At 53.9% G+C, this 25,248-nt stretch carries 24 protein-coding genes; 8 read left to right on the top strand and 16 right to left on the bottom strand.

The window, feature by feature from the left end; all coding sequences use genetic code 11:
* Window positions 1–13: 13 nt before the first annotated feature.
* The 9 genes from gatB to C5Y83_RS08555 form a co-directional block, all read right to left on the bottom strand.
* Window positions 14–1,486, bottom strand: a complete 1,473-nt coding sequence (gatB, locus tag C5Y83_RS08520; RefSeq protein ID WP_105329694.1) for an Asp-tRNA(Asn)/Glu-tRNA(Gln) amidotransferase subunit GatB — start codon at window positions 1,484–1,486, stop codon at window positions 14–16.
* A gap of 112 nt (window positions 1,487–1,598) precedes the next feature.
* A complete protein-coding gene (gene gatA / locus C5Y83_RS08525) occupies window positions 1,599–3,137 on the bottom strand; it encodes an Asp-tRNA(Asn)/Glu-tRNA(Gln) amidotransferase subunit GatA (protein ID WP_105329253.1) in 1,539 nt (512 codons plus the stop codon).
* A gap of 139 nt (window positions 3,138–3,276) precedes the next feature.
* Window positions 3,277–3,408, bottom strand: a complete 132-nt coding sequence (locus tag C5Y83_RS29980; protein WP_261341460.1) for a hypothetical protein — start codon at window positions 3,406–3,408, stop codon at window positions 3,277–3,279.
* Between the two features lie 37 nt (window positions 3,409–3,445).
* On the bottom strand, window positions 3,446–3,739 hold the full coding sequence (gatC, locus tag C5Y83_RS08530) for an Asp-tRNA(Asn)/Glu-tRNA(Gln) amidotransferase subunit GatC (RefSeq protein WP_105329254.1): 294 nt from the start codon (window positions 3,737–3,739) through the stop codon (window positions 3,446–3,448).
* A gap of 69 nt (window positions 3,740–3,808) precedes the next feature.
* The gene (gene rpmB, locus C5Y83_RS08535) at window positions 3,809–4,084 is read right to left on the bottom strand and encodes a 50S ribosomal protein L28 (protein WP_105329255.1); all 276 of its coding nucleotides are present in this window, start codon (window positions 4,082–4,084) and stop codon (window positions 3,809–3,811) included.
* A 132-nt stretch (window positions 4,085–4,216) separates the two neighbouring features.
* Window positions 4,217–5,035 carry a histidinol-phosphatase gene (hisN, locus tag C5Y83_RS08540; protein ID WP_233207164.1) on the bottom strand — a complete coding sequence of 273 codons (819 nt, stop codon included), beginning with the start codon at window positions 5,033–5,035 and terminating at the stop codon, window positions 4,217–4,219.
* A 102-nt stretch (window positions 5,036–5,137) separates the two neighbouring features.
* Window positions 5,138–5,650 carry an RrF2 family transcriptional regulator gene (locus C5Y83_RS08545; RefSeq protein ID WP_105329256.1) on the bottom strand — a complete coding sequence of 171 codons (513 nt, stop codon included), beginning with the start codon at window positions 5,648–5,650 and terminating at the stop codon, window positions 5,138–5,140.
* A 550-nt stretch (window positions 5,651–6,200) separates the two neighbouring features.
* A complete protein-coding gene (gene lspA / locus C5Y83_RS08550; RefSeq protein WP_158262292.1) occupies window positions 6,201–6,749 on the bottom strand; it encodes a signal peptidase II in 549 nt (182 codons plus the stop codon).
* Window positions 6,742–7,152 (bottom strand): TraR/DksA family transcriptional regulator, encoded by a 411-nt coding sequence (locus C5Y83_RS08555; protein WP_105329258.1) that lies wholly within the window; start codon window positions 7,150–7,152, stop codon window positions 6,742–6,744. The genes lspA and C5Y83_RS08555 overlap by 8 nt, the downstream gene beginning before the upstream one ends.
* A gap of 339 nt (window positions 7,153–7,491) precedes the next feature.
* On the opposite strand from C5Y83_RS08555, the gene thrC reads away from it, so the two are divergent.
* The 4 genes from thrC to C5Y83_RS08575 all read left to right on the top strand — a co-directional run bounded on the left by thrC (window position 7,492) and on the right by C5Y83_RS08575 (window position 11,379).
* A complete protein-coding gene (gene thrC, locus C5Y83_RS08560; RefSeq protein WP_105329259.1) occupies window positions 7,492–8,892 on the top strand; it encodes a threonine synthase in 1,401 nt (466 codons plus the stop codon).
* A gap of 131 nt (window positions 8,893–9,023) precedes the next feature.
* On the top strand, window positions 9,024–9,818 hold the full coding sequence (gene dapB, locus C5Y83_RS08565) for a 4-hydroxy-tetrahydrodipicolinate reductase (RefSeq protein ID WP_105329260.1): 795 nt from the start codon (window positions 9,024–9,026) through the stop codon (window positions 9,816–9,818).
* 23 nt (window positions 9,819–9,841) lie between these two features.
* Complete coding sequence (locus tag C5Y83_RS08570) at window positions 9,842–10,666, top strand: phosphatidylinositol-specific phospholipase C/glycerophosphodiester phosphodiesterase family protein (RefSeq protein ID WP_105329261.1); 825 nt, start codon at window positions 9,842–9,844, stop codon at window positions 10,664–10,666.
* 62 nt (window positions 10,667–10,728) lie between these two features.
* On the top strand, window positions 10,729–11,379 hold the full coding sequence (locus C5Y83_RS08575; protein WP_105329262.1) for an endonuclease: 651 nt from the start codon (window positions 10,729–10,731) through the stop codon (window positions 11,377–11,379).
* Window positions 11,380–11,383: 4 nt separating this feature from the next.
* Here the strand turns inward: C5Y83_RS08575 and C5Y83_RS08580 are convergent, their stop codons facing one another.
* The 3 genes from C5Y83_RS08580 to C5Y83_RS08590 all read right to left on the bottom strand — a co-directional run bounded on the left by C5Y83_RS08580 (window position 11,384) and on the right by C5Y83_RS08590 (window position 14,574).
* A complete protein-coding gene (locus tag C5Y83_RS08580; RefSeq protein WP_105329263.1) occupies window positions 11,384–12,853 on the bottom strand; it encodes a sulfatase in 1,470 nt (489 codons plus the stop codon).
* A 220-nt stretch (window positions 12,854–13,073) separates the two neighbouring features.
* Window positions 13,074–13,547, bottom strand: coding sequence for a hypothetical protein (locus tag C5Y83_RS08585; RefSeq protein ID WP_146117713.1), 474 nt, complete (start codon window positions 13,545–13,547; stop codon window positions 13,074–13,076).
* Between the two features lie 61 nt (window positions 13,548–13,608).
* Entirely contained in the window at window positions 13,609–14,574 is a 966-nt protein-coding gene (locus C5Y83_RS08590; protein ID WP_105329265.1) for a DUF1559 domain-containing protein, read from the bottom strand.
* 481 nt (window positions 14,575–15,055) lie between these two features.
* Between C5Y83_RS08590 and C5Y83_RS08595 the strand changes: the two genes are divergently transcribed.
* The 4 genes from C5Y83_RS08595 (at window position 15,056) to C5Y83_RS08610 (ending at window position 20,713) form a co-directional block, all read left to right on the top strand.
* Window positions 15,056–16,438, top strand: a complete 1,383-nt coding sequence (locus C5Y83_RS08595; RefSeq protein WP_105329266.1) for a sulfatase — start codon at window positions 15,056–15,058, stop codon at window positions 16,436–16,438.
* 231 nt (window positions 16,439–16,669) lie between these two features.
* Window positions 16,670–18,025, top strand: coding sequence for a methyl-accepting chemotaxis protein (locus tag C5Y83_RS08600; protein ID WP_105329267.1), 1,356 nt, complete (start codon window positions 16,670–16,672; stop codon window positions 18,023–18,025).
* Window positions 18,026–18,106: 81 nt separating this feature from the next.
* A complete protein-coding gene (locus C5Y83_RS08605) occupies window positions 18,107–20,293 on the top strand; it encodes a hypothetical protein (RefSeq protein ID WP_105329268.1) in 2,187 nt (728 codons plus the stop codon).
* A gap of 60 nt (window positions 20,294–20,353) precedes the next feature.
* Complete coding sequence (locus C5Y83_RS08610; protein WP_105329269.1) at window positions 20,354–20,713, top strand: hypothetical protein; 360 nt, start codon at window positions 20,354–20,356, stop codon at window positions 20,711–20,713.
* 6 nt (window positions 20,714–20,719) lie between these two features.
* Here the strand turns inward: C5Y83_RS08610 and C5Y83_RS08615 are convergent, their stop codons facing one another.
* The 4 genes from C5Y83_RS08615 to thiC form a co-directional block, all read right to left on the bottom strand.
* The gene (locus C5Y83_RS08615; RefSeq protein ID WP_105329270.1) at window positions 20,720–21,682 is read right to left on the bottom strand and encodes an ROK family protein; all 963 of its coding nucleotides are present in this window, start codon (window positions 21,680–21,682) and stop codon (window positions 20,720–20,722) included.
* The gene (locus C5Y83_RS08620) at window positions 21,679–22,287 is read right to left on the bottom strand and encodes an SIS domain-containing protein (RefSeq protein ID WP_105329271.1); all 609 of its coding nucleotides are present in this window, start codon (window positions 22,285–22,287) and stop codon (window positions 21,679–21,681) included. Before C5Y83_RS08620 ends, C5Y83_RS08615 begins: the two co-directional genes overlap by 4 nt.
* Before the next feature lie 12 nt (window positions 22,288–22,299).
* Window positions 22,300–23,622 carry an MFS transporter gene (locus tag C5Y83_RS08625; protein ID WP_158262293.1) on the bottom strand — a complete coding sequence of 441 codons (1,323 nt, stop codon included), beginning with the start codon at window positions 23,620–23,622 and terminating at the stop codon, window positions 22,300–22,302.
* Window positions 23,623–23,764: 142 nt separating this feature from the next.
* Complete coding sequence (thiC, locus tag C5Y83_RS08630) at window positions 23,765–25,099, bottom strand: phosphomethylpyrimidine synthase ThiC (RefSeq protein WP_105329273.1); 1,335 nt, start codon at window positions 25,097–25,099, stop codon at window positions 23,765–23,767.
* Between the last annotated feature and the right edge of the window lie 149 nt (window positions 25,100–25,248).

Consider the following 25,248-nt stretch of genomic DNA (forward strand, 5'->3'; position numbering starts at 1 on the left):
TCAGCCCGACGCATTACATGTCCTTGACCAGTTCCATGCACTTGGCACGGAAGGTACCTGGATCGATATTTGGGTTCTTCTTTTTGGCTTGGCCAATAAGAGCACCAACCGCTTTCTGAACGCCGTTCTTCAAGTCCTCAACCGCCTTCGGGTTAGCCAACAACACTTCGCGAGCCAGATCATCGATGGCCGAATCATCGACCTTTTCGATTCCCATCTCCTTCATGATTGCCGGAGCGTCTTTGTCGCTATCGAGCATCTGAGTGAAGACATCTTTGGCCCGCGTGGTATCGATCTCTTTGTCCATGATCGCTTTAAGCAGCGTAGTCAGGCGTTCGACTGAGATCGGGAACTGCTCGAATTCGAGATCGCGTTCTTTCAGCACTCGCAGCACATCTTGCTGCACCCAGTTACTGGCCATCTTCGGATCGCCCGTCTTGAGTGCGAGAGCTTCATAGTAATCGACGGCAACGCGACCTTGATTGACGATCACGTCGGCATCGTATTCAGGAATTCCAAAGCCATCGTGAAGTCGCTCGCGGATCGCCAGTGGCAATTCGCACAGCGATTGCTGCACCGCCTCGACTTCCTCCGCCGTCGTGATTACCGGGGCAAGGTCAGGATCGGGGAAGTAGCGATAGTCGCTCGACTCTTCCTTCTCGCGTTGTGGACGCGTGACTTGGGCCTGATCATCCCAACCACGTGTTTGCTTGGGAGCATCACCGATGGTCTTTCCATCTTCTTTCCACGCGTCGTATTGCCGAGTGGCTTCATAGGCGATTGCCCGTTCGACCGCGCGGAAACTGTTCATGTTCTTGATTTCGACGATCGGCGTGGCGATCTTCTTCGGACCGTCGTTCTTGATATGCAGGTTAACATTGGCGTCAACTCGCAAGCTTCCTTCCTGCATGTTGCAGTCAGAAACGCCAAGGTACGTGAGAATCAGCTTCAGTTCGTTCAGGTAAGCCTTGGCTTCCAGCGGAGAACGCATGTCAGGTTGGCTCACGATTTCCAGCAGCGGTGTCCCGGTTCGGTTTAAGTCGACGCGTGTATCCGCTTTGCCAGCTGCCTCGTCGTGCATCGACTTACCAGCATCTTCTTCGAGGTGAGCACGGATGATGCCAACTTTCTTCGCCTCGAACTGCTGCTTGGGATCGCTAATGAAGAGATAGCCGTCTTCCGACATCGGCAGGTCGAACTGGCTGATCTGGTATCCCTTCGGCAAGTCGGGATAGTAATAGTTCTTACGATCCCACTTAGTGAAACGCGGCACATTCAAGTTGAGCGCACATGCGGTCTTCAAACCAAGCTGAAAAGCTTCACGATTCATCACCGGCAAGGAACCAGGCATCCCCAAGCAAACCGGACATGTCTGCGTATTAGGGGCCGCGCCAAACTTGGTACTACATCGGCAGAAGAGCTTCGTCTTCGTCGCCAACTGTACGTGAACTTCCAGCCCGATAATGATTTCGTAGTCGTCGCTCATGACTTTTCCTGGAATCGTTTCATCCATTCCCAAGAATATACATCCTTGGTTATTTCCTGTTACCGGTTTAGGGCCTCGCCTCGTTCATCGCCCGCAAACGGCCCCGACTCACTTACAAACTTGGCATCTTCGTATGCCAATCGGTGGCTTTCTGGAACATCTGGGCAGCTCGCAAGAGACGATCTTCCTCCAGGGCAGGTGCCTGCATGTGCATGCCAACCGGGAGACCACTGCCGGTCAGACCACAGGGGACCGAAATCGCCGGAATCCCGGCCAGGTTGGCAGTAACCGTGTACAAATCTTCCAAGTACATTGCCAGCGGATCGTTCGTTTTCGATCCGGCGGCGAACGCTGGGTTAGGTGCCGTTGGTCCGACGATTAGATCGACCGACTTGAATGCCTTGTCATAGTCCTCACGAATCAGGCGGCGAACCTTCAATGCTTTGAGGTAGTAGGCATCGTAGTAACCGGCACTCAGTGTGTAGGTACCGAGCATGATACGCCGCTTCACCTCAGGACCAAAACCTTCCGCACGGCTCTTACGATACATGCGAATCAGCGACGTATCCATCCGCTTCAATCCGACCTCGTCGCCCGCTGCCGTCAACGCGGCCTTCTCTTCCTCGAGCTCGGCCAGCATCGTTGCTTCATCACAGCGATGGCCGTAGTGGGCACTGTCAAACCGCGCCAAGTTACTGGAAGCTTCACTCGGGGCGATGATGTAATAGGTCGCGATCCCATACTTATTGTGCGGTAGCGAAATATCAACGACTTTCGCGCCGAGCGACTCGTACACTTTCACTGCTTCACGGACCGCTTTCTCAACGTCGCCATCGAGCCCTTCACCGAAGTGTTCTTTGACCATGCCGATTCGCAGGCCTTCCAGCGGCTGATCGACCGTTTTGCTAAACAGGGGACAAGCCACATCGGCCGAGGTCGAGTCGGCGGGATCGTGTCCACTGATCGCTTCCAGGAACAGTGCCGTATCTTCCGCCGTGCGTGCCATGGGACCGATCTGATCCAAGCTGCTGGCGAAAGCAATCAATCCAAACCGGCTGACACGACCGTAAGTCGGCTTCAAACCGACCACACCACAGAATGAAGCTGGTTGGCGAATCGATCCCCCGGTGTCGGTTCCGATTGACAGAGGGACCATTTGGGCAGCCAGACAAGCCGCAGCCCCACCAGACGAACCACCAGGAACCAGGCTGGTATCCCACGGGTTGCGTGTTTTGCCAAGTGCCGAGTTCTCAGTCGAGCCGCCCATCGCGAACTCGTCCATGTTCGTCTTGCCGATAATGACGGCGTCAGCTTCTTCCAGCTTCTTGATGACGGTGCTACTGTAAGGAGGCACGAAATTCTCGAGCATCTTCGAGGCACACGTCGTGACTTCACCTTCAGTGCAAAGTAGATCCTTGACAGCAACCGGAACTCCCGCCAGTTTGCCGAGCGGCTCGCCTGCTTTGCGTTTCTTGTCGACCTGCTCGGCCTTGGCTAATGCCTTGTCGTCCATCACCTTCAGAAAGGCGCCGATCTGGCTATCGTGCTGGCGAATCCGATCGAGGCAGGCCTTGGTCACTTCAACCGAGGTCACTTCACCAGATTCAAGCTGAGACAACAACTGGGTGGCGGACGCTTCGTACAAAGCCATCGTGCGTTTTGCCTTTTCTTTCCGTCAGATAATTTCGAGCCAGGGAAACGCTGGATCAAGTACCGGAGGCGAATCGTTGAATCGCCGCTGGGCATGCAGCCTGCAAACCGCCTATGATGCCGGAATTGGCTCGACTTGACTAGTCGTTGTAAGGACTTAGACCGGGAAACAGAAGTTCGTGCGGGCGAAAGTCGAGAGAATTATCCGCTGGCGTGGTGACCGGATCGATCAGACGCAGCACCCGAGAGTGCACACCGATATCGAGGGTCATGTTGACAGCTATGGATGCGCAAGATCGACAGGGCGACTTACTCACCCAACACGGCTGGGACGCGGAAGCATTCTTCGTCCCGTTTGGGTGCATTGGCCAGTGCGGCTTCACGCGGCAACGACTCGTGCGGGACATCTTCCGCAAAGATATTGTGCTGTTCGACGGCATGAGCCATGGGCTCGACGTCATCGGTGTTCACTTCGCCAAGAAGTTCGACGTACGAGACGATTTGACTCATCTGTTCGGTCATCGTTGTCAATTCGTCGTCTGAAAGACGAAGACGGGCCAGTAGTGAGACCTTTTCGACTTCTTCTCGGGTCAACGATGACATCGAACTTCTCCTGAATCCGTACGCAAGCAAGGGGCATGGCCACACTTGAGTGGCCATGACAACCGGCATTTAGCGACCGCGTTCTTCCGAAGGAAGCTTGAAGGGGCGATGACGCACAACCTTCTTCACGTAACCGCTACGGATGCACTGCGTGCAAACTTTCAGCTTCTTGTGTTCGCCATCTGGCATGACAGCCTTGGCAGTCTGCAGATTTGGCTTGAACTTACGACGGGTAATACCCGTGATCTTGGTACCGACACCGCCCAGGTACTTTGCCTTACCGCGGAGGGTAACCTTGTTGCCCATGCTGTGGCCCTTGCCACAAATTTCACACACGTTGGCCATTGCCAGCGACTCCTAGACGGTCGTCTATTGCTTGATACGAAACGGACCAATTTACCAATTGAGAGGCGAGTTCGCAAGGCGTCGACGCGTGGCAACTTATCGCATTTGCCCCGCTAGTCGTTTCGCCAGCAACTACTTCGGCATAGGGTACTTACGACAGACTTCCAGAATTTCTTCTAAAACCAAGCCGTTGGTACCAATTCCGTCGCCACTGTAAATGGTCGACTCGCCGGTCCAGCTTGTGAAAGTACCGCCCGATTCTTCCATGATGGGCTGAAGTGCCGCAGCGTCCCAAATGCTCATCATTGGGTCGATCATGGCCACAGCACGGCCGGTGGCCACCAGCATGTAGCCGTAACAATCGCCCCAAGTCCTTGTAACGAAAGACCTTTCCTCAAGTTCCAAGAAGCCTTGAGTGGAGTTCCGCTTGTTGAAAGTGCTGACCTGCGAGGTCACCAAAATCCCTTCTTCCAGGGTAGCGGTCTTGTTGACCTGGGCTTTCACTGGCTGACGATTCGGCTGCTCGTACCAGGCTCCCTGCCCTTCAGCGGCCGAGATCATTTCGTCCAAACCTGGGATGTAAACTACGCCAACGCGTGACTTCCCATCTTTCTCGACACCAATCATCGTGCCGAACAGAGGAACCCCTGCGATGAAGGCCTTGGTTCCGTCGATGGGGTCGACAATCCAGTTGTATCCGGTGGTCCCTTCTTCGCTACCAAACTCCTCGCCGATGATCCCGTCGTCAGGGAACTCTTCCTTAAGCCCCTTGCGGATAATCTTTTCCGCGTTCTGGTCTGCGATCGTTACGGGAGATGCATCTTCCTTCTTTTCGAAAGAGAGATCTGCACGCTGGAAGTGTTCGAGCGTGCTTTTGCCTGCGACCCGAGCCAAACGACGGGCCGCTTCTAAACGCTTTTCGAGATCATTTTGTGAGGTGTTCATGGACATGAGAATAGAATGGTCGCCTCAGCGGAACAAGCCCCCGATTCGACATCATCGATCCAAAACTTCCATCACCTCGCCATCAATGTCTCAAACTCGAATACGTCCTTAGATAGGATGCACCCGACTAGGCGCAGGAGAACCACTTCCTACGACCGCTTCAGCCTGCGCTGCTGCCAGCGGCGAGTTCATCTCTTCCGATTCACTCTCGGTGCTTTCCACAGCCGGGGCGGTAATCAAATGAGAGATCTTAATCGACTCCAGCTGTTTTCGAGCGGTCGCGGTCACATCCTGGAGTGCCTTCTGGAGATTCACATGCGTGATATCATCCGGCGCGGCAGGTAGGGGCAACTTGGAATCCAACGGCCCCTCGATCGCTTCAATAACGTCGAGCAAAGAGATGTCTTCAGGCGAACGGATAAGCATATAGCCTCCGTCAACGCCGCGTGTGCTACGAAGAACCCCATGGTTTACCAGACTACGAAGGACCTGAAGCAGAAAACGCTCCGGCATATCTCCCTTCGAGGCAATCTGGCTACAAGGTACCGGAGTATCTGAATCCGACACCGCCAACTGCATGGTTGCCTGTAATGCATAGGCAACTGTTCTCGATAATTTCATTCCACTGCCCTCTTTCTTGATGGAACGATCGTGAGATCATACGTACAGGTGATTGATTGAAAAAACTCAGTCGATAACACCTCTTCTGATGCTTCCGATGATCCAACGCAACGTAAGCATTAGCCGCCTGCCTTTTCCTTTGCCGCTCTAAAAACGATTCGGAGCGATATCATGAGCCACTTGCCGTCTAGCAGAAAAACTGCCAGCTACGAACTTCTTCATGAAAGCATAGTTTACAGAAAAGACCAGCGAACTTGCTTACACCCCAAACGCGGTAAAAGTGGAGAATACGCCTATTTCATAGGGCTTTCAAGTCAAATATCTGCGGGTTTTGCCGTTTTGAACAAAATAATAATCGCGGCAGCCATGGTAAGGGGGACAAGCCCCGCTAAGAGACCGCCTAGTGGTCACAGAATACCCAGAGGCCATTTCTAATAAGGAATGGATTCGATTTTACCACTAATCAGACAGGCAGAAATCGCACGTTTAGCGCAACGCTCTTGCGCATCGAACGCGGCGGTTGCCGAATAACTGATCAACCAGAGGTTGTTTAGTGGCCGGTCGCGGCGGCGTCTGATTCAGACGCGGCTTTCGGAGCGATAAAGAAAGAATGCCACAGCATAAGCCCTGCTCCGACAACCAACAGAGAGTCAGCCACGTTGAAATTCGGCCAGACGTATTGATCGTTGTACCGAAACAAGATGAAGTCTCGAACGGCCGCTTCGCCCCAAATTCCGAGTCGATCGTAGAGGTTACCGAAGATTCCGCCGGTGATCAGTCCGAGAGCGGTAGTCAGCAGCCAATCATGAGCCGCCTTGGCTACAAATAGCCAATATAGAATGCCAATAGCCGCCACAACCGAGAACACCGCAAACACCGGCGTGTAGCCTTGGCCTAGCCCAAAAAGTGCCCCCTTATTTAAGGACGTCTGAAAACCAACGTACGGCTCGATGAACCAGAAGTACTTGTTCTGCCCCGGTTGGCCCAGCCAAGCAAACACGGCCGCTTTACTCCACAGATCAAATCCACACCCCAGGATACTCAGCCCGAAGAACAACACATAACGGCTCAGCGGAACCGCCGAAGATTGGCTATCCACGTGATTCTTGGTCTCGCTCGGTGGCGCAGTCGATGCAGTAGTGGGTGTAGGGGATGGCATTGAGTCGCGACTTTTTGATTCGATGTCCACATTCAACGCACGCACCATACTCGCCCTTCTCGATCCTCGCCAGGGCAGAATCAACCTCTGCTAGCGTTGCCTGCTCGGCTGCCAGAAGATCTAACGAGAACTCTTGTTCGTAGTTGTCCGACCCAATATCGGCCATGTGGATCGGCATCTTGGAAAGATCCCCTGAAGCTTCGCGGCCTGTGCGATTCAGCGCACCATCCGCCAGGTGATTGGTGTCGCCGACCAGCCGAGCTCGCAGCATTCGCAGCGTTTCCTGATACGGTCGAGCTTCCTCGGCGGTGTAAGCACCTTTGCCTGAACCTGTTTTTGCCATGATGATTCTCGCGAAGCGGGGCTATCGATGCCTTTGGTACCCTTCCAGTGGGCAGGATCTTTAGTGTAGAGCGTTCAGACAGACGGGGTCAAACTGTCGGGCTGTTTTTCATGAGGTTTGCTGCAATAACCAAGGAGCGTCTGAGCGGGATGTCTTTGACGAAGTGGGCGGGGTAACCTTTTTTCCTCCCGAACCGTTCTTTTCTGATAGCGTCCAACTCCGGTAGAATCGCATGCGTGTCCTAGACTTAACGGCACACCCTCATTTTCGGGCAAACTGCGGCGCGGCGACGCGTCTCCCGCGATTACCGAAACCCTTTGACCATAAGCATTTCAAAGCGTGACCACGACTCCTGCGGCTTTTCAACGGTGCATTTCGCCCGAATGCGGCCAGACCTACGATCTTTCCCAAACCTTGGTGGCTTGCCCTGAATGTGGTGATCTGCTGGATATCGCTTACGACTGGGATCGCTTGGCACCGCCCAAGACCTGGAAGGATATCGAAGCGAATTGGGCCAAACGAACCAATCCTCTCAACTTCAGTGGTGTATGGCGATTCCGTTCGCTGTTCCCTTTCGCCACGGACGAGCAAATCGTCACGCTGGGTGAAGGGCAGACACTGCTGCAACAAACCGACGACGTCGGCAAGTTCGTGGGACTCGATGCTGGCAAGCTTCATCTTCAATACGAGGGGATGAACCCGAGCGGTAGCTTCAAAGACAACGGCATGACGGCCGCGTTCACACATGCCCACATGGTCGGCGCGAAACGGGCAGCTTGTGCTTCGACTGGTAACACTAGTGCCTCGTTGGCGATGTACTGCAGCGTGACCCGACTGATGAAAGCAGTGATCTTCATCGGCAGCGGCAAAATCTCTTACGGCAAGCTATCGCAAGCCCTCGACTACGGTGCTCTCACCTTGCAGATCGCTGGCGACTTCGACGACGCGATGGCGCGCGTGAAAGAAGTCAGCAAGGATATGGGCATTTACCTGGTCAACAGCGTGAACCCCTTCCGTCTCGAAGGACAGAAGTCGGTCATGTTCCGCGTACTAGAAGCTCTGCAATGGGAACCGCCAGATTGGATCGTTGTTCCTGGTGGCAATCTCGGCAACAGCAGTGCCTTCGGCAAGGCGTTCGCAGAACTAAAAGAACTCGGACTGATCAACCGTATTCCTCGCTTGGCGGTAATTAATGCCAGTGGTGCTGATACGCTCGATCAGCTGTATAACAATCAAGACGTTCGCTGGAACGAAGGTAAGTATCCGCGACACAAAATTGCGGCTTACTACGAGAAGATGGACGACGAGAACCGCAAGGCCTCGACCTTGGCCAGCGCAATCGAAATCAATCGTCCCGTGAACCTGCATAAATGCCTGCGAGCATTAAGCGACTGCGATGGCGTTGTGCGTCAAGTTTCCGACCAGGAGATCATGGACGCCAAGAGTCGCGTTGGCTCGGGCGGTATGGGCTGCGAGCCAGCAAGTGCTGCCAGCGTAGCGGGTGCCAAGATCTTGCGCGAGCAAGGGATCATCGCACCGAGCGATCGTGTCGTCTGTATCCTTACAGGTCACCTGTTGAAAGATCCGACCGCCACGGTTGCTTATCACACGACCGATCAGGATACCTTCAACAGCGTATTGGGAAGTCGCGGAGTTAAAAGAGCCACGTTCGCCAACCGCGCTGTTGCCGTAAAGAACGACATGAACGATATCGTTCAAGCGATTCAGCTGTACGGCTAATCTGTCTGCTCGCTCGTAGAGAGCGAAGACTGGTATGTGGGATCATCCCTCGAACGATTCACTCATCCTCTTTGGGTAGCATGCCTTCGTCTGCGTGGGCATGCATTTTCCTCAACGTAGAAAGAATACTCATGCCTACGAAAGTTGCCATCAACGGGGCCGCAGGCCGAATGGGTCAACGCTTGGTCGCGTTAGGCTGCCAGGACGAGTCTTTGGAACTGGTCGCATGTTTCGAATACACCGGCCATCCCAAGTTCGGCAAAGATGCCGGCGAAGTTGCTGGCGTGGGTGAACTTGGCTTGCACTTGATCGAAAAAACCGACGAGCCATACGATGCGATCATCGACTTCTCCGTTCCGGAAGGTGCTCATGCGGCAGTCGAACGAGCCGTTGCCGCGAAGGCCGCATTGGTGATGGCCACCACTGGATTGGAAGATGAACACAAAGCCAAGATCCGCGAAGCCGCCAACGTGATTCCCGTCGTTTGGGCTCCCAGCATGAGCACGACGGTAAACTTGACGATGAAGCTGTGCGAGATCGCTGGGGAAGCACTCAAGGACATCCCAGGCGGTGCCGATGTTGAGATCCTGGAACGCCATCACCGCTTCAAGGAAGATAGCCCGAGCGGAACCGCTTTAAGATTTGGTGAACTTATCGCGGATAAAATGGGAATCACGCGACACATTCACGGACGGGAAGGACGCCCAGGTGCTCGGCCACACGACGAAATCGCTTATCACGCAATTCGAACTGGCGATAATCCCGGCGAACATACAATCATCTTCGGCCTCTTAGGCGAAACAATCGAGTTGACCGTTCGTGCGAGCAATCGCGACTGCTACGCCAGCGGAGCCCTGCAAGCCGCTAAGTTTGCTGCAGGCAAGAAGCCAGGCTTGTACAATATGAACGACGTGCTGGGCTTATAGTTTTACTGAACGAGGAATATCGGATGTCGCACCACTTTGTCTCCCTGATCGTGCTGGGCATCCTTTCGGTTACGGTTGTCAGTCAGGCAAATGCTGCCGAGCCCAATCCTCTTTCCTGCGCGCATGCCCATAACGACTATTACCACCAGCGGCCGCTGTTCGATGCGCTCGACCAGGGATTTACGAGTGTGGAAGCCGATGTCTTTCTCGTTGGTGATGAACTACTAGTCGGTCACTTTCGCAGGGAACTGCGTCGTGACCGTTCGCTGGAATCACTCTACTTGGCTCCGCTGAAGAAACGGATCGAAGCAAATGCTGGTCAGGTTTACTCTGAACCTGCCCGTATGATCCTGCTCGTCGACATCAAAGAGGATGGTGCGGAGGCCTACGCGGTGCTCGATAAACTGTTGACGAAGTACGCCGATATCGTCTCGGTCACTAAGGATGGTGAGTTTCATCAGAAAGCCCTTACCGTGATTATCAGCGGCGATCGCGCCCAGAAGGAGATCGCGAAATCGAATCCACGCTATGCTGGTATCGATGGTCGCGTTTCCGATTTATACCGCGAAGCTCCCAGCGACTTGCTGCCCCTGATCAGTGACAATTGGAACAACCACTTCAAGTGGAAGGGAAGCGGCGAGATGCCAGCGGCGGAGCGTGAGAAACTAAAGAGCATTGTCGATAGGTCTCACGCCAAAGGACGCAAGGTCCGCTTCTGGGCCACCCCTGAGAATTCACGCGTGTGGGCGGAACTCCACCAAGCCGGAGTCGATCTGATCGGCACCGATCAATTGGAAAAGCTGGCAGAATACTTGAATGCAGCCCCTGAGAAGGACGAGGGGACTTAATTCGCGTCTGGCACGTCGGTTGCACCTTCTCCTGGTAAAAAGTGACTTCAGGGAGAATCGCCATGACGAAGCCAACTCAGAAATCAATCGCCAAGACTGTTCTCAATACCCATGGCGAAACCTACTCGCAACAAATCGGAATCCGCCTGAAGAACGCGCCTGCCCCCCTCTTTCAACTTCTCAACGCGTCGCTCTTGATGAGCGCGCGGATTGCCTCAGATCAAGCCGTCGAAGCTGCCACCGCTCTGCGGCAGGCCAATCTCGATACACCACGCAAGATGGTCGATACCAGATGGCAAGATCGCGTAGAGACGATCACCGACAACGGCTACAAACGCTTCGACGAACGAGGCTCAACGCAGCTCGGAAAAACGGCACAGTTTCTGATCAAGCGTTATGATGGTGATTTACGCAAACTTCGCGATGAGGCTGGGAACGATGTCGCGAAACAGCAGCACCTTCTGCAACAGTTCCAAGGAATCGGACCCACTGGAGCTGATATCTTCCTGCGCGAAGTTCAGGGTGTTTGGAGCGAAGTCTACCCCTATGCGGATGCCAAGGTAACCCAAGCGGCTCGCAAACTTCAGCTTCCAGCAGAAGCGAAGAGTCTGGCTAGGCTTGTCGCTCGGGTCGATTTTCCAAGATTCGTGGCAGGGCTCGTTCGTATCGAACTAGCCAACCAACATTATCAGATCCTTCAGCACGCGGCTTAGTACCTTACTGCACCCAGCCAGCTTCGCGGATACCGCTTCCTTCGACGCCTGTTAGCGAGTCCCCTAACTCCTCACGAATTGGCTCGGCCAGCTTCTTGAGTCGAGCCACGACCTCCGGGTACTGGGCAGCGAGATTGTTCGTTTCACCTGGGTCCTTAGTAATGTCGAACAACGACAACTCGATCTCCTCGACACGGCCTCCATGTCGACTTGCGATACCTTCAATACCGCTCTGCGTAATCGATTGGGCTTGATTCTTGCCCCAATTGGAAGGCTTGCCACCTTTGCCAGGCTCACCGGCAACGGTGATGTAGGGATGCGGGAAATGAAGCTTCCATTTACCACTTCGCACTGCTTGCAGCCCGGTTCCTCCGTAGAAGAACAACGCGTCGTGGGGTGACTTGGCATTCTCTTCGCCTAGCATTACCGCGCTGATATCCACACCGTCGATCTTTTTCATCGGCATCTTTCCTCCGATGATCTTGGTGAGCGTAGGTACTAAATCGATGGCCATGAGCGGCTCGGCACAAACACGATCAGCTGGGATATGACCAGGCCAGCGCATAATGCAGGGAACTCGCACTCCCCCTTCAAATGTCGTGAGTTTTCCTTCGCGGAAAGGACCTGCCGAGCCCGCATGCTCTCCGTAGCTTGGCCAAGGGCCGTTGTCGCTGAAGAAAATGACGATTGTATCGTCGGTCAGTTTCAAGCGATCGAGCGTTCGCATGATTTCGCCGACACTCCAGTCGACCTCTTCGATCACATCCCCATACAGCCCGTGTTCGGTGCGACCGCGAAATTCTTCTGAAGCGAAAATTGGCACATGCGGCATGATGTGGGGAACGTACAAAAAGAAAGGGCGTTCCGCGTTGCGTTCGATAAATGAAACGGCCTTTTCGGTAATTCGCTTGGTGAAGAGCGTTTGATCTGGATCAAGCTCGATTACCTTCTCCCCTTCGTATAACGGAAACGGCGGCATCTCGTCCGCCAAGACGGGATGATATTTCGTGTTGTCGTTCGAGTAAGGTGTGCCAAACCATTCATCGAAGCCGTTGCGTGTCGGCCAGAATTCCATCACGGTTCCTAGGTGCCACTTTCCCATTCCGGCCGTGGCATACCCCATGTCTTTGAACATCTCTGGAAGCAGGTATTCGTCCGGATGGATTCCATTCTTACTCGTATGGTTAAGCGCGCCTTGCAAGCTGAGCCGGTTTGGGTAACAGCCACTTAAGAACGCCGCACGGCTGGCCGTGCACACGGGCTGAGCCACATAGAAGTCGGTAAACCGAGTTCCTTGCTTCGCCAGATGATCGAGATTGGGCGTCGCGAAGTCTTTCGCTCCCTGGCTGCTCATATCAGCGTAGCCCATGTCGTCGGTCACTATAAGAACGACATTTGGCAGACGCTCTTCAGCGGCGATTAACGGCGGGGCTAAGAAACTGACGAGGGTTAGCGCAAGCAAACAATTCTTCATGGCAGGGGGCATCGCAACGAGAAGGGGTGAAGGGGAAGCAGGCAACTGGGCGCCTGCGGCATGAGAACTTCACTCTAAGTTCCCCGTCTAGGTGCGTCAACCAACAACCCCGCGCAGAAAAAAGGCCTGAATAACCAAGGTTCCCAGAAGTCAACTTCCAGGAAACCACGCTATCCAGGCCTCGTCGCGTTGGATTCTCGCTTGACCGATCAGGCCGCGATCAAGTTCCTCCTTGCGCTCGCTTCCGCTGTTGGGCAGCTGCGTCCAGTTTTTGGCTCGATTGCAACTCATTCCCTTTCAAGTCCAAATTCAGCGTAGGATCGCTCTCGCTGATCTTCATTTCCAAAGTCGATTCGGAGTTGAATTCCGGCGGAATGAACTGGAACATGATCGGTTCTGGCTCGGGGATCCGCTCGGTCGGGGCAGTCTCGCCAATCTTCTTCTGCGCGGTCACTTTCACCCGCCGACTTCCAGGCAGCGTGCTAAGTGTGAACTTGCCGTCAGCAATCTCAGCACTAGCGAACTGCCCTTCCCCGTTGAGCGGCTGCAATTCGACGTAGCCGTTTTCAATGGGGGTTCCATTCCAGGTTGCAGTGCCCTCGATGTGAACCTTTCCATCGGAATCACACCCGATGGCCATGGGAGCCAAGGCAACGATTAGTAGTGCCGACCAAAGGCCGTTTGTCTTTGTCACGGATAAGGTACCCCATTGATAGAGTGAACACATGAAAGCTAAGTGATATAGTCAGTGGCGATTAATACTCACCGATCACTTGCCCATCGCTCCGCGAGCCGAGCCAACGCCACGAGTTCAATTGAACCGTTTCCGAGACGAATCGAACCGAGCCGTCGGTCAGGGCGACGTTCACGCCACCAGGATGCCAGCTTCGAGCAGCAACCACGTTCGCTCCCCAGTCCCAATCGGCGTGCTGGGTACACTTCGCTCCTAAGTTGCCGCCCAGGTTGGTATGACAGCGATTAGTGCGATCATTTGCATCAGCATTTGGAGTCAAGTAGGTCGTGAAGCCAGCACCCATCGCGACTTGAGTTCGTCCGAGCGAACTCCAAGTGTTCTCCGTGGCTGGTGTAATGATCTCAGAGAACAACAAGGTATTTGAGAGACCATCGGTACAATCTCGCAAACCGGCTTTCTTCTCGGGCACGAACATACCAGCCTTGCCTGCGTAACCATCGACAACATTCCAGGGGGTACCCGAGTTGAAGTTCGAGTCACCGTAGCAAACCACGTAGTTATGCAATGCGTTCTGCCAGTTGTCGATTCCTTCTTCCTGAATCTTGGTGTCATCCGAAGGACAGAGCATGCCTGTGAGCAATTCTTTGCGACAGTTACCGCCACGGTATGCAGCTCCGTTGATCTTTTCTTCAAAGTTCAGTTGCTCATACATCGCGTTTTGTTCGATGAACGGCAAGATGTAGCCGTACCACGACCAGGAATCACGTCCATAGTTGTGTGGGGCTCCGTTGCCGTAGCTACCAGCGGGCAGGTTTCCATAGGTATCGTGAAAATTGTGCATCGCCAAGGCCAGCTGTTTTTGCTGGTTGGTGCACTGCATTCGGCGAGCTGCTTCACGAGCTTGTTGAACGGCTGGTAACAGTAAAGCAATCAACACACCGATGATGGCGATCACCACCAGCAGTTCGACGAGCGTAAAGCCATGCCGCACGCGGCGACGAATTGGCTGTGACGACTTGATGAGCATAAGAAAACCTTTGTGTTTGCAATGACGGGAGTGAGCACTCAGACGCGGTCGTTGACACCCGCAGTGAGAGTCAAACCGAGTCCAGAAACACCAGACCAAAACGAAGGGATTAGATGAAAAGTAAGCCGACCTGGCGTCACGTTTCACTTGCGGGTAGCCGAAGTAAATCTTCGCCTAAAGGTAACAGACAAGCCGACACCACAAGCTAACGAGCGAGTAATTCAAATTAGCACTACAAAACAATATTCTCAATGAATTATTATTCAACCAAACCTCACGAATTCACATGTAAATTTGCAAGGCTTGATGTCGTAAATCTCTAAGAAAACGGACGGTTCTCCCATGCTGGCTTGCGGACACGTCGCCAATCTTCAAGACAGAAATCTGACAAATTGAGTTGCAAGTGAGAGGCTTCCAAGGCAAGAATGCTTGAGATACTCCCCTCCCCATCCCTTTCCGCCTACTTAATGGAATTCTCTCCATGCGTTTCTCCCATCTTGCACTCGTGTGGGTGTTGGCCGTCTGCGCCGTAACCGAAGCGGCTGATCGACCAAACGTGTTGTTCATTGCCGTGGACGATCTCCGGCCAGAAATCGGCTGCTACGGAATGCCGCACATCCGTTCCCCCAACATCGATCGACTTGCGTCGACGGGAACCGTGTTTGAACGAGCTTACTGCATGGTCCCCACATGTGGCGCTTCTCGGGCCGCCTTAATGACCAGCATTCGCCCTCATCCAACGCGATTCATCAATCATTTGGCATGGGCTGAGAAGGACGCCCCCGGAATCACCACGCTAAATACACATTTCAAAAACAACGGTTACACGACTATCTCCAACGGAAAGATCTTTCATCATCCGACCGACAGCGAGGTAGGTTGGTCGCAGCCCGCATGGCGCCCGAAAGGTCCGACATACAAGCTGGAAGAGAGCCTGGCCGCCGCGAAAACGACACCCAAAAAGCGAGGCCCCGCATACGAATCAGCCAACGTGGAAGACGATTTCTACAAAGATGGCAAACTAGCTAACAAGGCGATCCAAGATCTGCGTCGCTTGAAGAAGGAAGGCAATCCATTCTTCTTGGCCGTTGGCTTCTTCAAGCCGCACCTTCCGTTTGTCGCTCCCAAGAAGTATTGGGACCTGTACGATCCTGAAACGATCCATTTGCCCGAAACCTACCATCGTCCAAAGAACGCGCCCGACGCCGCGATTCACAACTCTGGCGAGTTGCGAGCCTACGCGGGAATTCCTCGTAAAGGTCCTGTGAGCGACGAAACCGCCCGGAACATGATCCACGGCTACTATGCTTGTGTCAGCTACACCGACGCCAACATCGGCAAGCTGCTGGACGAGCTCGACCGGTTAGATCTCGCGAACGACACGATCGTTGTTCTGTGGGGCGACCATGGGTGGAATCTGGGTGAGCATACGTTGTGGTGCAAACACTCCTGTTTTGAAACTTCGATGCATGCCCCGCTTATCGTGAAAGTCCCTGGTAAGTACGCTGGACAGAAAACGGCGGCGCTGACCGAGTTCATCGATATCTATCCTTCGCTATGCGAATTGTGCGGTCTCGAGGTACCCGAGCATTGCCAAGGCGAAAGCTTCGTTCCCCTTTTGAAAGAACCGACTGCGAAAGGCAAACCGTTCGCGATTGGTCGCTTCGGGACCGGTGACACGATCCGCAGTGATAACTTCCGTTACACCGAATACTCCGGCAAGCAACAAGATGTCGAGGCCAAGATGCTTTACGATCACGAACACGATCCAGCCGAGGACAATAACGTCGTCAATCGCCTGAAGCTGAAGGAAGACGTCCAGCAACTCTCCCAGCAGCTAAACGAACGAAAGGGCAAGAAATAGGCAAACGCGATGCTGCCAGATTGTGAATCGCAAGGAAAACGCGGGGCGGGTTGTAGGAGCTGTATTGGCTTCTACCCCGACCTCCGGGCGGCTTAGTTGCACAATCCGGATAATAATCTGAGTGAGCATTAAACATTAGCTAACTACTGAACTAGCATTTCTCAACCAGCGCAACCAGTGCTGTTTTGTCGGTTATTTCCACCCCGTAGTTCGTAGTTCCGTTCAATAACCATGTTTGGCCTGATTCCCGCGTCGCTCTTTTCCTTCTTTTCCCGATCCAAGACCGTTGAGCCGGTGGCTTGCGATAATCGAAACGATGCCTTGCTGGCGGCAATTGATCGCTCGGCCCTGCTAATCGAACTCGATCTCTCAGGACGGGTGCTCACGGCTAACGACAACTTCCTGGAAAAGTTCGGCTACACGCTTCAAGAATTACAGGGGAAGCATCACCGCAAGCTAGTCTTCGAGCGATATGCTGCGAGTGACGAATATCGTTCGTTTTGGCAGGAGCTAAAGTCGGGAACGTTCCAATCTGGTACCTTCGAGCGAATTGCCAAGGATGGGTCTACGGTGCTGCTTCAAGCCACTTACAATCCGGTTTGCGACGAAGTTGGCAAGCCGATCAAGATTCTGAAGATCGCAACCGATATCAGCCAGCAACTCGAGGAACGGCGAGAAGAAACACGTCAGCGGAACATGATCGAGAATCTACCTCTCAACATCATGTTCGCCGACCGTGATCTGATTATCCGTTATATCAATCCGACATCGCTTCGGACTTTCCAAAAAATTCAGCACTTGCTGCCCGTTTCCATCGACCAAATTGTCGGTTCCTCGATCGGCCTGTTCCATCAAGATCCAAGCCATCAAGCGAGGCTGCTAAGCGACCCAAAGAACCTTCCTCTGCAAACACAATTTCAGCTGGGTGACGAGACGATCGAACTGAACGTCTGTGCCATCTACGACCAGGCAAGCCAGTACATCGGGCCGATGGCATCGTGGAACATCATCACCGAGCAGACTCAAATTCGAGGGCAAATTGGGTCGCTGGCGGACGTCGGGCACACGGTTGCCGGTAACGTGGGAGAAATGGCGGCCGCGATCGAAGAGATCAGCGACCGAATCAGTCGCAACGCGGAACTCGCTCAGGAAACGGATGAAGAAGTGGTTTCTGCAGGAACCTCGATTCGTCAGCTTTCCGATTGCAGCCAAGAGATCGACGGCATCGTTATGGCGATCCGCGAATTGGCTGAACAAACCAATCTGTTGGCCTTGAATGCTACCATCGAAGCGGCCAGGGCGGGGGAAGCCGGGCGCAGCTTTGCGGTGGTCGCCTCAGAAGTAAAATCGTTGGCAACAAGCACGTCGGCCGCTACCAAGGATATTGCCGACCGTGTGGCGAGGATTCGTCAAAATATTGATTCGGTGGTCTCGGCCAACGATCATATTACGTCGAGCGTCGCGGAAGTGAACCTAAATACCAACACCGTCGCCGCCGCGATTGAAGAGCAAGGCGCCATCGTCCACGGCATGAAGAGCACCGCTGACCACCTGGTCCACTTGGCGGAAGAGCTAAAGAAGCTGTAAGGACCTGAACCTTCTTCCGCGTTGGCGCGTCTCCTAAGTTCAAGCCCTTACCCTTGAACTGACACTGAATCGGAGACCATCGTGGACCACTCCGAAGTCTTCGACGCGTTGCGCGAGATTTTAGCCAAAACGAAGATTCCCTGGCGTGAGATTCGCGAAGGACTCGTCCTCGAGTTTGTCGATGGCTGTGACATCTTTCTGGTCGACGATCGAGCGATCGAGGCTTCCCGTAAGAAAACCGCGCAAGCTGTCGCTGTCGATTTATTGGCGGCTTTTCAGAAACTCGATAAGCGCCGCACAGCAGTCCTGTTGGGACTACGACACTGGGCTTCTGAAACCGACTGCGCCATCGCTTTTAGCAGTTCGGGAAGCTGGGCGTTGGAACAGCATGGAGGAACTTCTTTCCTCCATGTCGGTCACTCCCTCACCGATTTGATCCGTAATCAGGGAGCGGAATCCGCGCTGCAACAACTCTTGAAGCAGCACTACTTTGATGCCCCGACGGTGGCCGATCTTCGTCGACTGATCGCCTACAAGACGCCTCCTCGCGAGGAACGTCCAACCCAGAATGATCCTGATGAACTCGCTGTACACCTCAAGGAAATGATGCGCACGCGAACCGACGAGGAATTGCAGGAGGCACGCCTCACTCATCGTCGCAAGAGATCTCAGTACGATCTCGCAGAGCGACTACGCGAACGCCTAGGCGAAGAGCGAGTTAACGTGGGCTGTTGCCTTCCAAAAGATATCATCCAAATCGATTTTACGGACGGCGAGAGCTTCTTTGCCTTTCATAGTTCACCCGCGCACTTGAAGAAATTGGTCTCCCAGCATGGCACTATCGAAGCGGTCGTCGACTATCTGCATAACAAGTTCACCCGAATCGATCAGGCCCGTATTCAGACATTGCAGGCATTGGATAGCCTGCTCGCTAATCGCGGGTGTTTCAAGGATGATTCCCAGTGGAATCGAGAAGGATGGTGGTACGGCACGTCTCATCAGCAATACCACGTCGATCCCGGAGTGCCTCTTACTCGCAAGCTGAATCGGCAGTCGCGAGCCGAATTCATTCAGAAGTGGTGCGAGGAAAACCAGGTCGCTCCAACCGTTTCGATCGAAGAGATCGAAGCTGCGTTGACTCAACCCCCATCCGAAATACCTCGACGCATGCTGCCGCCAGTGTCGTACGAGGCAGGTCCGCAAATTCCCCAGTTGGAATCGTGGAACTTCATGCACGTTGATCAGGTCGCGAGAGAATGGATCGATACCTTTCGCACTGAAGCCGAGAAACCAGAAACGAAACAGCAAACGTTCCCGATAGGAACGCTTCACTATTGGGACGAACCACAGTGGTTCGCCAGAGAAAGCGATACCTGGGTGGACGATGCATGGTGGATTGAACGCGCAGGCCTTGCTTGGGAAGCGGCCGAGGCGCGTCGCAAACCATACATAGCTTCCCAGCAATCTGCGACCATTTTGCTGGCCTATGGTGATGATCGTCCACGAGAACGGGTGATCAAACGCTATCAAGAGATGGGCTTTTATCATCCCGAAGCGATCGAGGATGGCTTGGCATGGGTACTCGAAGGGGAACTCCCCTGGTCGATGCTCGACTATGACGACTTCGAGTTCCCCGTTCAACTTGGGAAAGTTCCGCCGCAGCAGGCACGACGAGTTGCAATCGAACTACGTGAGGCGTTAGATAACGATTCAAACGAATTAAATGATGTCGACGACTTTGATGCACTGCGTAATTTTGCCAAAGTCGATCGTCTCTCGGCCGAAGAGTGGCTCGCCCCGCATGAGATCGAACAGGTACACCAGTGGTGCTTGTGTTGGGCATCCGCGACCGATGACCCGGCGCAGTTTTGGGATACTTATCCTTTGCAGATCGCGACAACGTTCGCTTGGACCGATGTCGCCGACCGCATCGAACAAAATCCGATTACGCCGACTAGCTTGCTAAGTGGTGAACCTGGTAGTTGGTATTTGGCAGACTTTGTCCTTTGGCTCAGCCGACTAAATCCAAACCGTTATGCGGCACGCTGGGCAGCTTACCTGCTGGCAGTGAACGCGGAGGCGGCCTCGCATCAATCGGTGGCCAAGATCACCAATGACTTGTTCCGCGGATCGAACAAGAAGCTATTCCCTGATCAGAACGAGGTAATTCGCGAACTAACGGTGGGACACATAAAAGCCCAGCGAGCTCGAAAGCTGGCTGCAGCAATTGCGTGGCACCGCTGCCGCGAAGCTGGCACGATCGGCTAGAATGAAACAAGCCAAGAAAATCACTTTCCCGATAATCTGTTTCAGCAAGACTTTAGCTTCATGGCAAAGTGCGACGAAGGTTATTTGTGCGATGTTTGCGGCCAGCCGGTCGAGCGGTTGTTCGAGAGCGATCTCTATCTACGTTACGTGGTTGGCATGCTCGATCCGGAAGTGCTCCACACCACGCCAGAACGGCACGTAAAGTGCAACCCGGCTCTGGCCCAGTTCATCGTGCACGAAAAATTCAAACCGGTTGAGTGCCCAGGAGATTTCGATAAGCGAAACCTGGATGCGGCGTTCGTTGCCGAGCGAGAAGCGTTGGTCACACGTGGATACGAGCGTCTACGCGAACTGGCGAGGCTTGATTTGCCAATTGTCGATTACCCGCTACCCGAGTTCCGCGGGAAATTCGCCAAGTAGATCTCACTACTTTTCGAGTGACTGTTTCGCCAGCAAGAGAGCCCCTTGGACCACAACAGATTCGCCTAGCGCCGCTGGAACAATCTCGTAGCTCTTGGCCAGTGGCGGGAAGACGAAGGAATCGACATGCTGTTTGAGCGGAATCAGGAATAATTCCTCTGGCATCATCGCCACGCCCCCGCCAACAACGATCACTTCGGGGGCCATCAACGTAATTACCTGAGCGATTGCCCAACCCAGGGTTTCGACGGCATCGGCAAGCACCGTGCGACACATGTTGCTGCCAGCTTGAGCCGCTTCGACAATCTCGCGCGTGGTCAACGAGGTGAAATCACCATCGCAGGCATCGAGCAGACTTTGGTATTCGTCATCCTGATCTTCTTCGTCAAGATTCTTCAGCCAGTCCTTGAGTCGCTGTGCGATCCCGAAACCACTTGACTCCGCCTCGACGGTCTCATCAGTTTCCTTGTAGCCAATACCTGGTCGCAGATGACCGATCTCGGCGAAAGCAGGACGCGAGCCACCCATGAGTTGGCCATCGACTACATAGCCTCCGCCAATTCCGCTGCCAACAGTGACGTAGAACGAACTTTGACACCCCTGCCCTGCACCGATTGTTGCTTCGGCAAGGGCGGCCGCATCACAGTCGTTGCGGATTGTTGTCGGCAAGCCGAAACGATCTCGACACCAATGGGCGAGTGGAAACTGATCCCACCCTTCCACTTGATGACTGGTGGTAACGATACCGGTCTTCGCATCGAGCGGTCCGCCAAATCCAATTCCGATCGCGTCGGCCATGTGCTCTGCTTGAAGCGAGTGAATCAGTGCTTCCAACTGGCGGCGAATTCCTTCCGCCCCGTTTGACGGAACGATATCTTCGCGCAAGCTGCAAATTGGTTCGAGACTATCCGCTTCGGCCAATGCAACTTGCAGTTTCGTACCACCAATTTCGACGCCAATTACCTTCATTTGGCGTAGCGTCCTTCGCTGTTGATCCGAGCGAATACATCATTCAACACCCAGTGGAAAATAGCCAAGTGAATACTTTCGACCATTCCCATGTCATCCAGAGGCACGTGGAAGCTATGCTGAGCCATATCGCGAAGCTTGCCGCCGCCGTAACCAGTCAGGCCAAGCGTCTTGAGGCCGTGTCGATTCGACCAATCGACCGCCTTCAAGATGTTATCGCTATTGCCACTACCACTGATCGCCAGCAGGACATCCCCTTCTTGGCCGTAGTTCATCAGCTGCTGTAGGAAGATTTGGTCATAGCCAACATCATTACCGACGGCCATAATCCAACCAACGTTATCGGTCAGACTCAACACCTTTAGGCGACGGAGCGATTCATCCCCTAAGTCTTTCTCATGCAACGAGCTTTTACCCAAGTCCTCTGCCATGTGGCTGGCATTACATCCGCTGCCGCCGTTGCCAATGATGTAGACGAAGTTGCCACTTTCGTAAGCGCCGTAGACCAAGTCAGCCCACTTCTTGATTTGGTCCTGATCCAGGTTATCCAATTCCGCTTTGAAGCGATCTACATACGAGGCAATGTCGAGCGAAGCTCCGAGCATGATAGTTTGTCCTTAATCGTTTAACGCTTCCGAATGGGGGTGATACAGAATTGCGACCGGAAGCATGATTAGCATTGTAAATCCAAAAAGGTAACACCGGGGTAGGTCACCGCCCGCGATCAGAATCCGATCGAAGACCGAATACAAGAGCCCCGATAGAAAGATGGCCAGCCAGTTCGCTCGCGACATCTCGGCAATGACCTGCCCCTTTTGATCCTCAGGGGCTTTCGCTTGAAGGTATACCTGAATCGGGACCGAAAACATCCCGGTGAATATGCCTAATAGGATGAGCACCGGCAAGCTCCCCCACAGTCCCAACATATGACCATGATTGCTTCCTGGTGTGGCCATTAAACCAAGACAAAACAAAATTCCCCAAGCTCCGATCTGCACGAGTCGGAATTCAATCTTGCCGCTGGAAAGGACACCAGCCAGCATGCAGCCGATTCCGATCCCTAAGCCAATTGCTCCACCTAGCCAACTGGTTTGAGCATCGGAAAGCTCGAGTTGGACCTTGCCTAACGAGTTCACGCCTTGCTGAACAATCCCGGCACATAGCCAGAACATGCACGAAGCCAAAAGCGCTTTGAGGATTGAGTGATCCTGCATGAACAAGCGTAGCGTCTTCTTTGGGATACCAGCCGCTTGCAACGTAAATCTGGCTTCTGGCGTAGCTGGTGGCGTCCGGCGAATCGGAATCGTCGTCAGCGTACCGACAATCGCCACTCCGACACAAACGAGCGAAGCCATCCACAAGTTGCCTGGAAGCCAATCACTCAAAAAACCAGCTAAGACCGTTCCGAAGATAATCGCCAGGAAAGTCGTCATCAGGAATACGCCGTTGACCTTTGGCAAATCTCGGCCATGAAACAGCTCTGGCAGAATTCCGTACTTCGCTGGGGCGAATAGTGTGCTTTGAAAGCCCATGAACGCGAGGACGACCATAAGTCCGGTCATGCCAAACTGGTCATACCAAAAGAACGCGATCACCCCCATCGCCATCGCTACGATCTCCATGACCTTCGAGATGACGATGATATGTGTCTTGCTGAACTTGTCAGCCAAAAAGCCAGTCGGCCCGGCAAACAGCACGAATGGGGCAGCAAACACGACCATGGCCAAGCCTTGATAGTCGGTTGCATCCTTCCCTTGCAGTGCCTGGTTCACCGCCACCAACAACAACAGTTGCTTGAAGATATTGTCGTTGAATGCTCCAAAGAACTGGGTCGACGTAGTCGCCCAAAACGAGGGGTCACCGGAAAGACGATCAGGGATCGTCTCCGATAGCTGGCCACCTTCCTGGGGCGTTTCGTACGGATTAGTCTTCGCGTCCATGGAGGGCATTATCAACGTTTGAGGGAAGTCGTCCTAGGCGAATGCGCATAGAAAACGCGGTCAAACTGGCTGACCGCGTCATATTTTCTAAAAGATTCCCAATCGGCCCCTCATTGTGACTTCCTCAGAGCCGATGAGGAGCTTAGCTTTGGTCGCCTTGCAGGCTGATCAACTCGTCCTGAGAAGCCATCGCGCGAATTTCTTCGGTGATCTTCATGCTGCAGTACTTAGGACCACACATGCTACAGAAGTGAGCACTCTTGAAAGTGTCCTGCGGCAAAGTCTGATCGTGGTAAGCCTGGGCGGTTTCAGGGTCGAGCGACAAGCGGAACTGTTCGTTCCAATCGAACGAGAAACGGGCCTTACTGAGGGCATCGTCGCGATCCCGGGCACCCGGACGATGTCGGGCCACGTCGGCTGAGTGAGCGGCGATCTTGTAGGCAATCACGCCTTGTTTAACGTCATCCTTTTCAGGCAAACCAAGATGTTCCTTGGGCGTCACGTAGCAAAGCATCGCAGCCCCGTGCCACCCAGCCAGAGCAGCACCAATAGCGCTGGTGATGTGGTCGTAACCTGGAGCAATATCGGTAACGAGCGGGCCAAGCACGTAGAACGGAGCGCCGTCGCAGACTTCCTGCTGACGCTTCATATTCATTTCGATTTGATCCATCGGCACGTGGCCGGGCCCTTCGACCATGACTTGGGTACCGTTGGCTCGACCTCTACGGGTCAGTTCGCCTAAGACGTCGAGTTCCGAGAACTGAGCGGCATCGGAAGCATCGGCCAGCGAACCAGGACGGAGGCTATCCCCCAAGCTCCAGGTTACGTCATACTGACGCATGATGTCGCAGAGGTCGTCGAAGTGCGTATAGAGAGGGTTTTGCTTGCGATGAGCCATCATCCACTTGGCGATCAACGAACCGCCGCGGCTGACGATGCCAGTCACACGATTGGTCGTCAGGTGGAGGTGTTCGAGCAAAATCCCACAGTGAATCGTCATGTAGTCGACCCCCTGCTTGGCTTGATGCTCAACCATATCCAGGAAGTTCTGCGGCTGCATGTCTTCCATGTTGCCGCCAAGCTGTTCCAGCATTTGGTACATCGGAACGGTACCAATTGGGACGGGGCTTTTCTCGATAATCTGCTTGCGGATTTCGTCGATGTTTTTGCCCGTCGACAGGTCCATCACCGTATCAGCACCGTGATGCACGGCAACGTGCAGCTTTTCGAGCTCACCATCCAAGTCGCTGGTGACAGCGCTATTGCCGATGTTGGCGTTGATCTTGCACTTGGTAGCCAAGCCAATGCCCATCGGTTCGAGCACGCCCTGCAGGTGAACCTTGTTCGCCGGAATCACCATGCGGCCCGCAGCCACTTCATCCCGCACCAATTCAGGAGAGATATTCTCCCGCTTGGCCACATACTCCATTTCCGGGGTGATTGTCCCCTCTTTTGCTGCAAGCAGTTGCGTCGACATGAAATTCAGAGTCCTCGTTCAGGCCGCCGGCCTGTTTCGCGTAGCGCGGCGCGTGTGCGTAACCGCTGGATTATCAAAGCCTTTCGCTTCTCGGTTCATCGTATCGAGTCCCCCCTGCATGTCAATCTGGCATCAGGGCAATCCAGGGA

This window comes from Blastopirellula marina (assembly GCF_002967765.1).
GTDB lineage: Bacteria > Planctomycetota > Planctomycetia > Pirellulales > Pirellulaceae > Bremerella > Bremerella marina_A.

Bases quoted from the DNA above. Each gene is read 5' to 3' on its own strand.
- gatB (WP_105329694.1), bottom strand. From the start codon at position 1,486: ATGAGCGACGACTACGAAATCATTATCGGGCTGGAAGTTCACGTACAG.
- gatA (WP_105329253.1), bottom strand. From the start codon at position 3,137: ATGGCTTTGTACGAAGCGTCCGCCACCCAGTTGTTGTCTCAGCTTGAA.
- C5Y83_RS29980 (WP_261341460.1), bottom strand. From the start codon at position 3,408: ATGACCCTCGATATCGGTGTGCACTCTCGGGTGCTGCGTCTGATCGAT.
- gatC (WP_105329254.1), bottom strand. From the start codon at position 3,739: ATGTCATCGTTGACCCGAGAAGAAGTCGAAAAGGTCTCACTACTGGCC.
- rpmB (WP_105329255.1), bottom strand. From the start codon at position 4,084: ATGGCCAACGTGTGTGAAATTTGTGGCAAGGGCCACAGCATGGGCAAC.
- hisN (WP_233207164.1), bottom strand. From the start codon at position 5,035: ATGTCCATGAACACCTCACAAAATGATCTCGAAAAGCGTTTAGAAGCG.
- C5Y83_RS08545 (WP_105329256.1), bottom strand. From the start codon at position 5,650: ATGAAATTATCGAGAACAGTTGCCTATGCATTACAGGCAACCATGCAG.
- C5Y83_RS08555 (WP_105329258.1), bottom strand. From the start codon at position 7,152: ATGGCAAAAACAGGTTCAGGCAAAGGTGCTTACACCGCCGAGGAAGCT.
- dapB (WP_105329260.1), top strand. From the start codon at position 9,024: ATGCCTACGAAAGTTGCCATCAACGGGGCCGCAGGCCGAATGGGTCAA.
- C5Y83_RS08570 (WP_105329261.1), top strand. From the start codon at position 9,842: ATGTCGCACCACTTTGTCTCCCTGATCGTGCTGGGCATCCTTTCGGTT.
- C5Y83_RS08575 (WP_105329262.1), top strand. From the start codon at position 10,729: ATGACGAAGCCAACTCAGAAATCAATCGCCAAGACTGTTCTCAATACC.
- C5Y83_RS08580 (WP_105329263.1), bottom strand. From the start codon at position 12,853: ATGAAGAATTGTTTGCTTGCGCTAACCCTCGTCAGTTTCTTAGCCCCG.
- C5Y83_RS08590 (WP_105329265.1), bottom strand. From the start codon at position 14,574: ATGCTCATCAAGTCGTCACAGCCAATTCGTCGCCGCGTGCGGCATGGC.
- C5Y83_RS08595 (WP_105329266.1), top strand. From the start codon at position 15,056: ATGCGTTTCTCCCATCTTGCACTCGTGTGGGTGTTGGCCGTCTGCGCC.
- C5Y83_RS08600 (WP_105329267.1), top strand. From the start codon at position 16,670: ATGTTTGGCCTGATTCCCGCGTCGCTCTTTTCCTTCTTTTCCCGATCC.
- C5Y83_RS08610 (WP_105329269.1), top strand. From the start codon at position 20,354: ATGGCAAAGTGCGACGAAGGTTATTTGTGCGATGTTTGCGGCCAGCCG.
- C5Y83_RS08615 (WP_105329270.1), bottom strand. From the start codon at position 21,682: ATGAAGGTAATTGGCGTCGAAATTGGTGGTACGAAACTGCAAGTTGCA.
- C5Y83_RS08620 (WP_105329271.1), bottom strand. From the start codon at position 22,287: ATGCTCGGAGCTTCGCTCGACATTGCCTCGTATGTAGATCGCTTCAAA.
- C5Y83_RS08625 (WP_158262293.1), bottom strand. From the start codon at position 23,622: ATGGACGCGAAGACTAATCCGTACGAAACGCCCCAGGAAGGTGGCCAG.
- thiC (WP_105329273.1), bottom strand. From the start codon at position 25,099: ATGTCGACGCAACTGCTTGCAGCAAAAGAGGGGACAATCACCCCGGAA.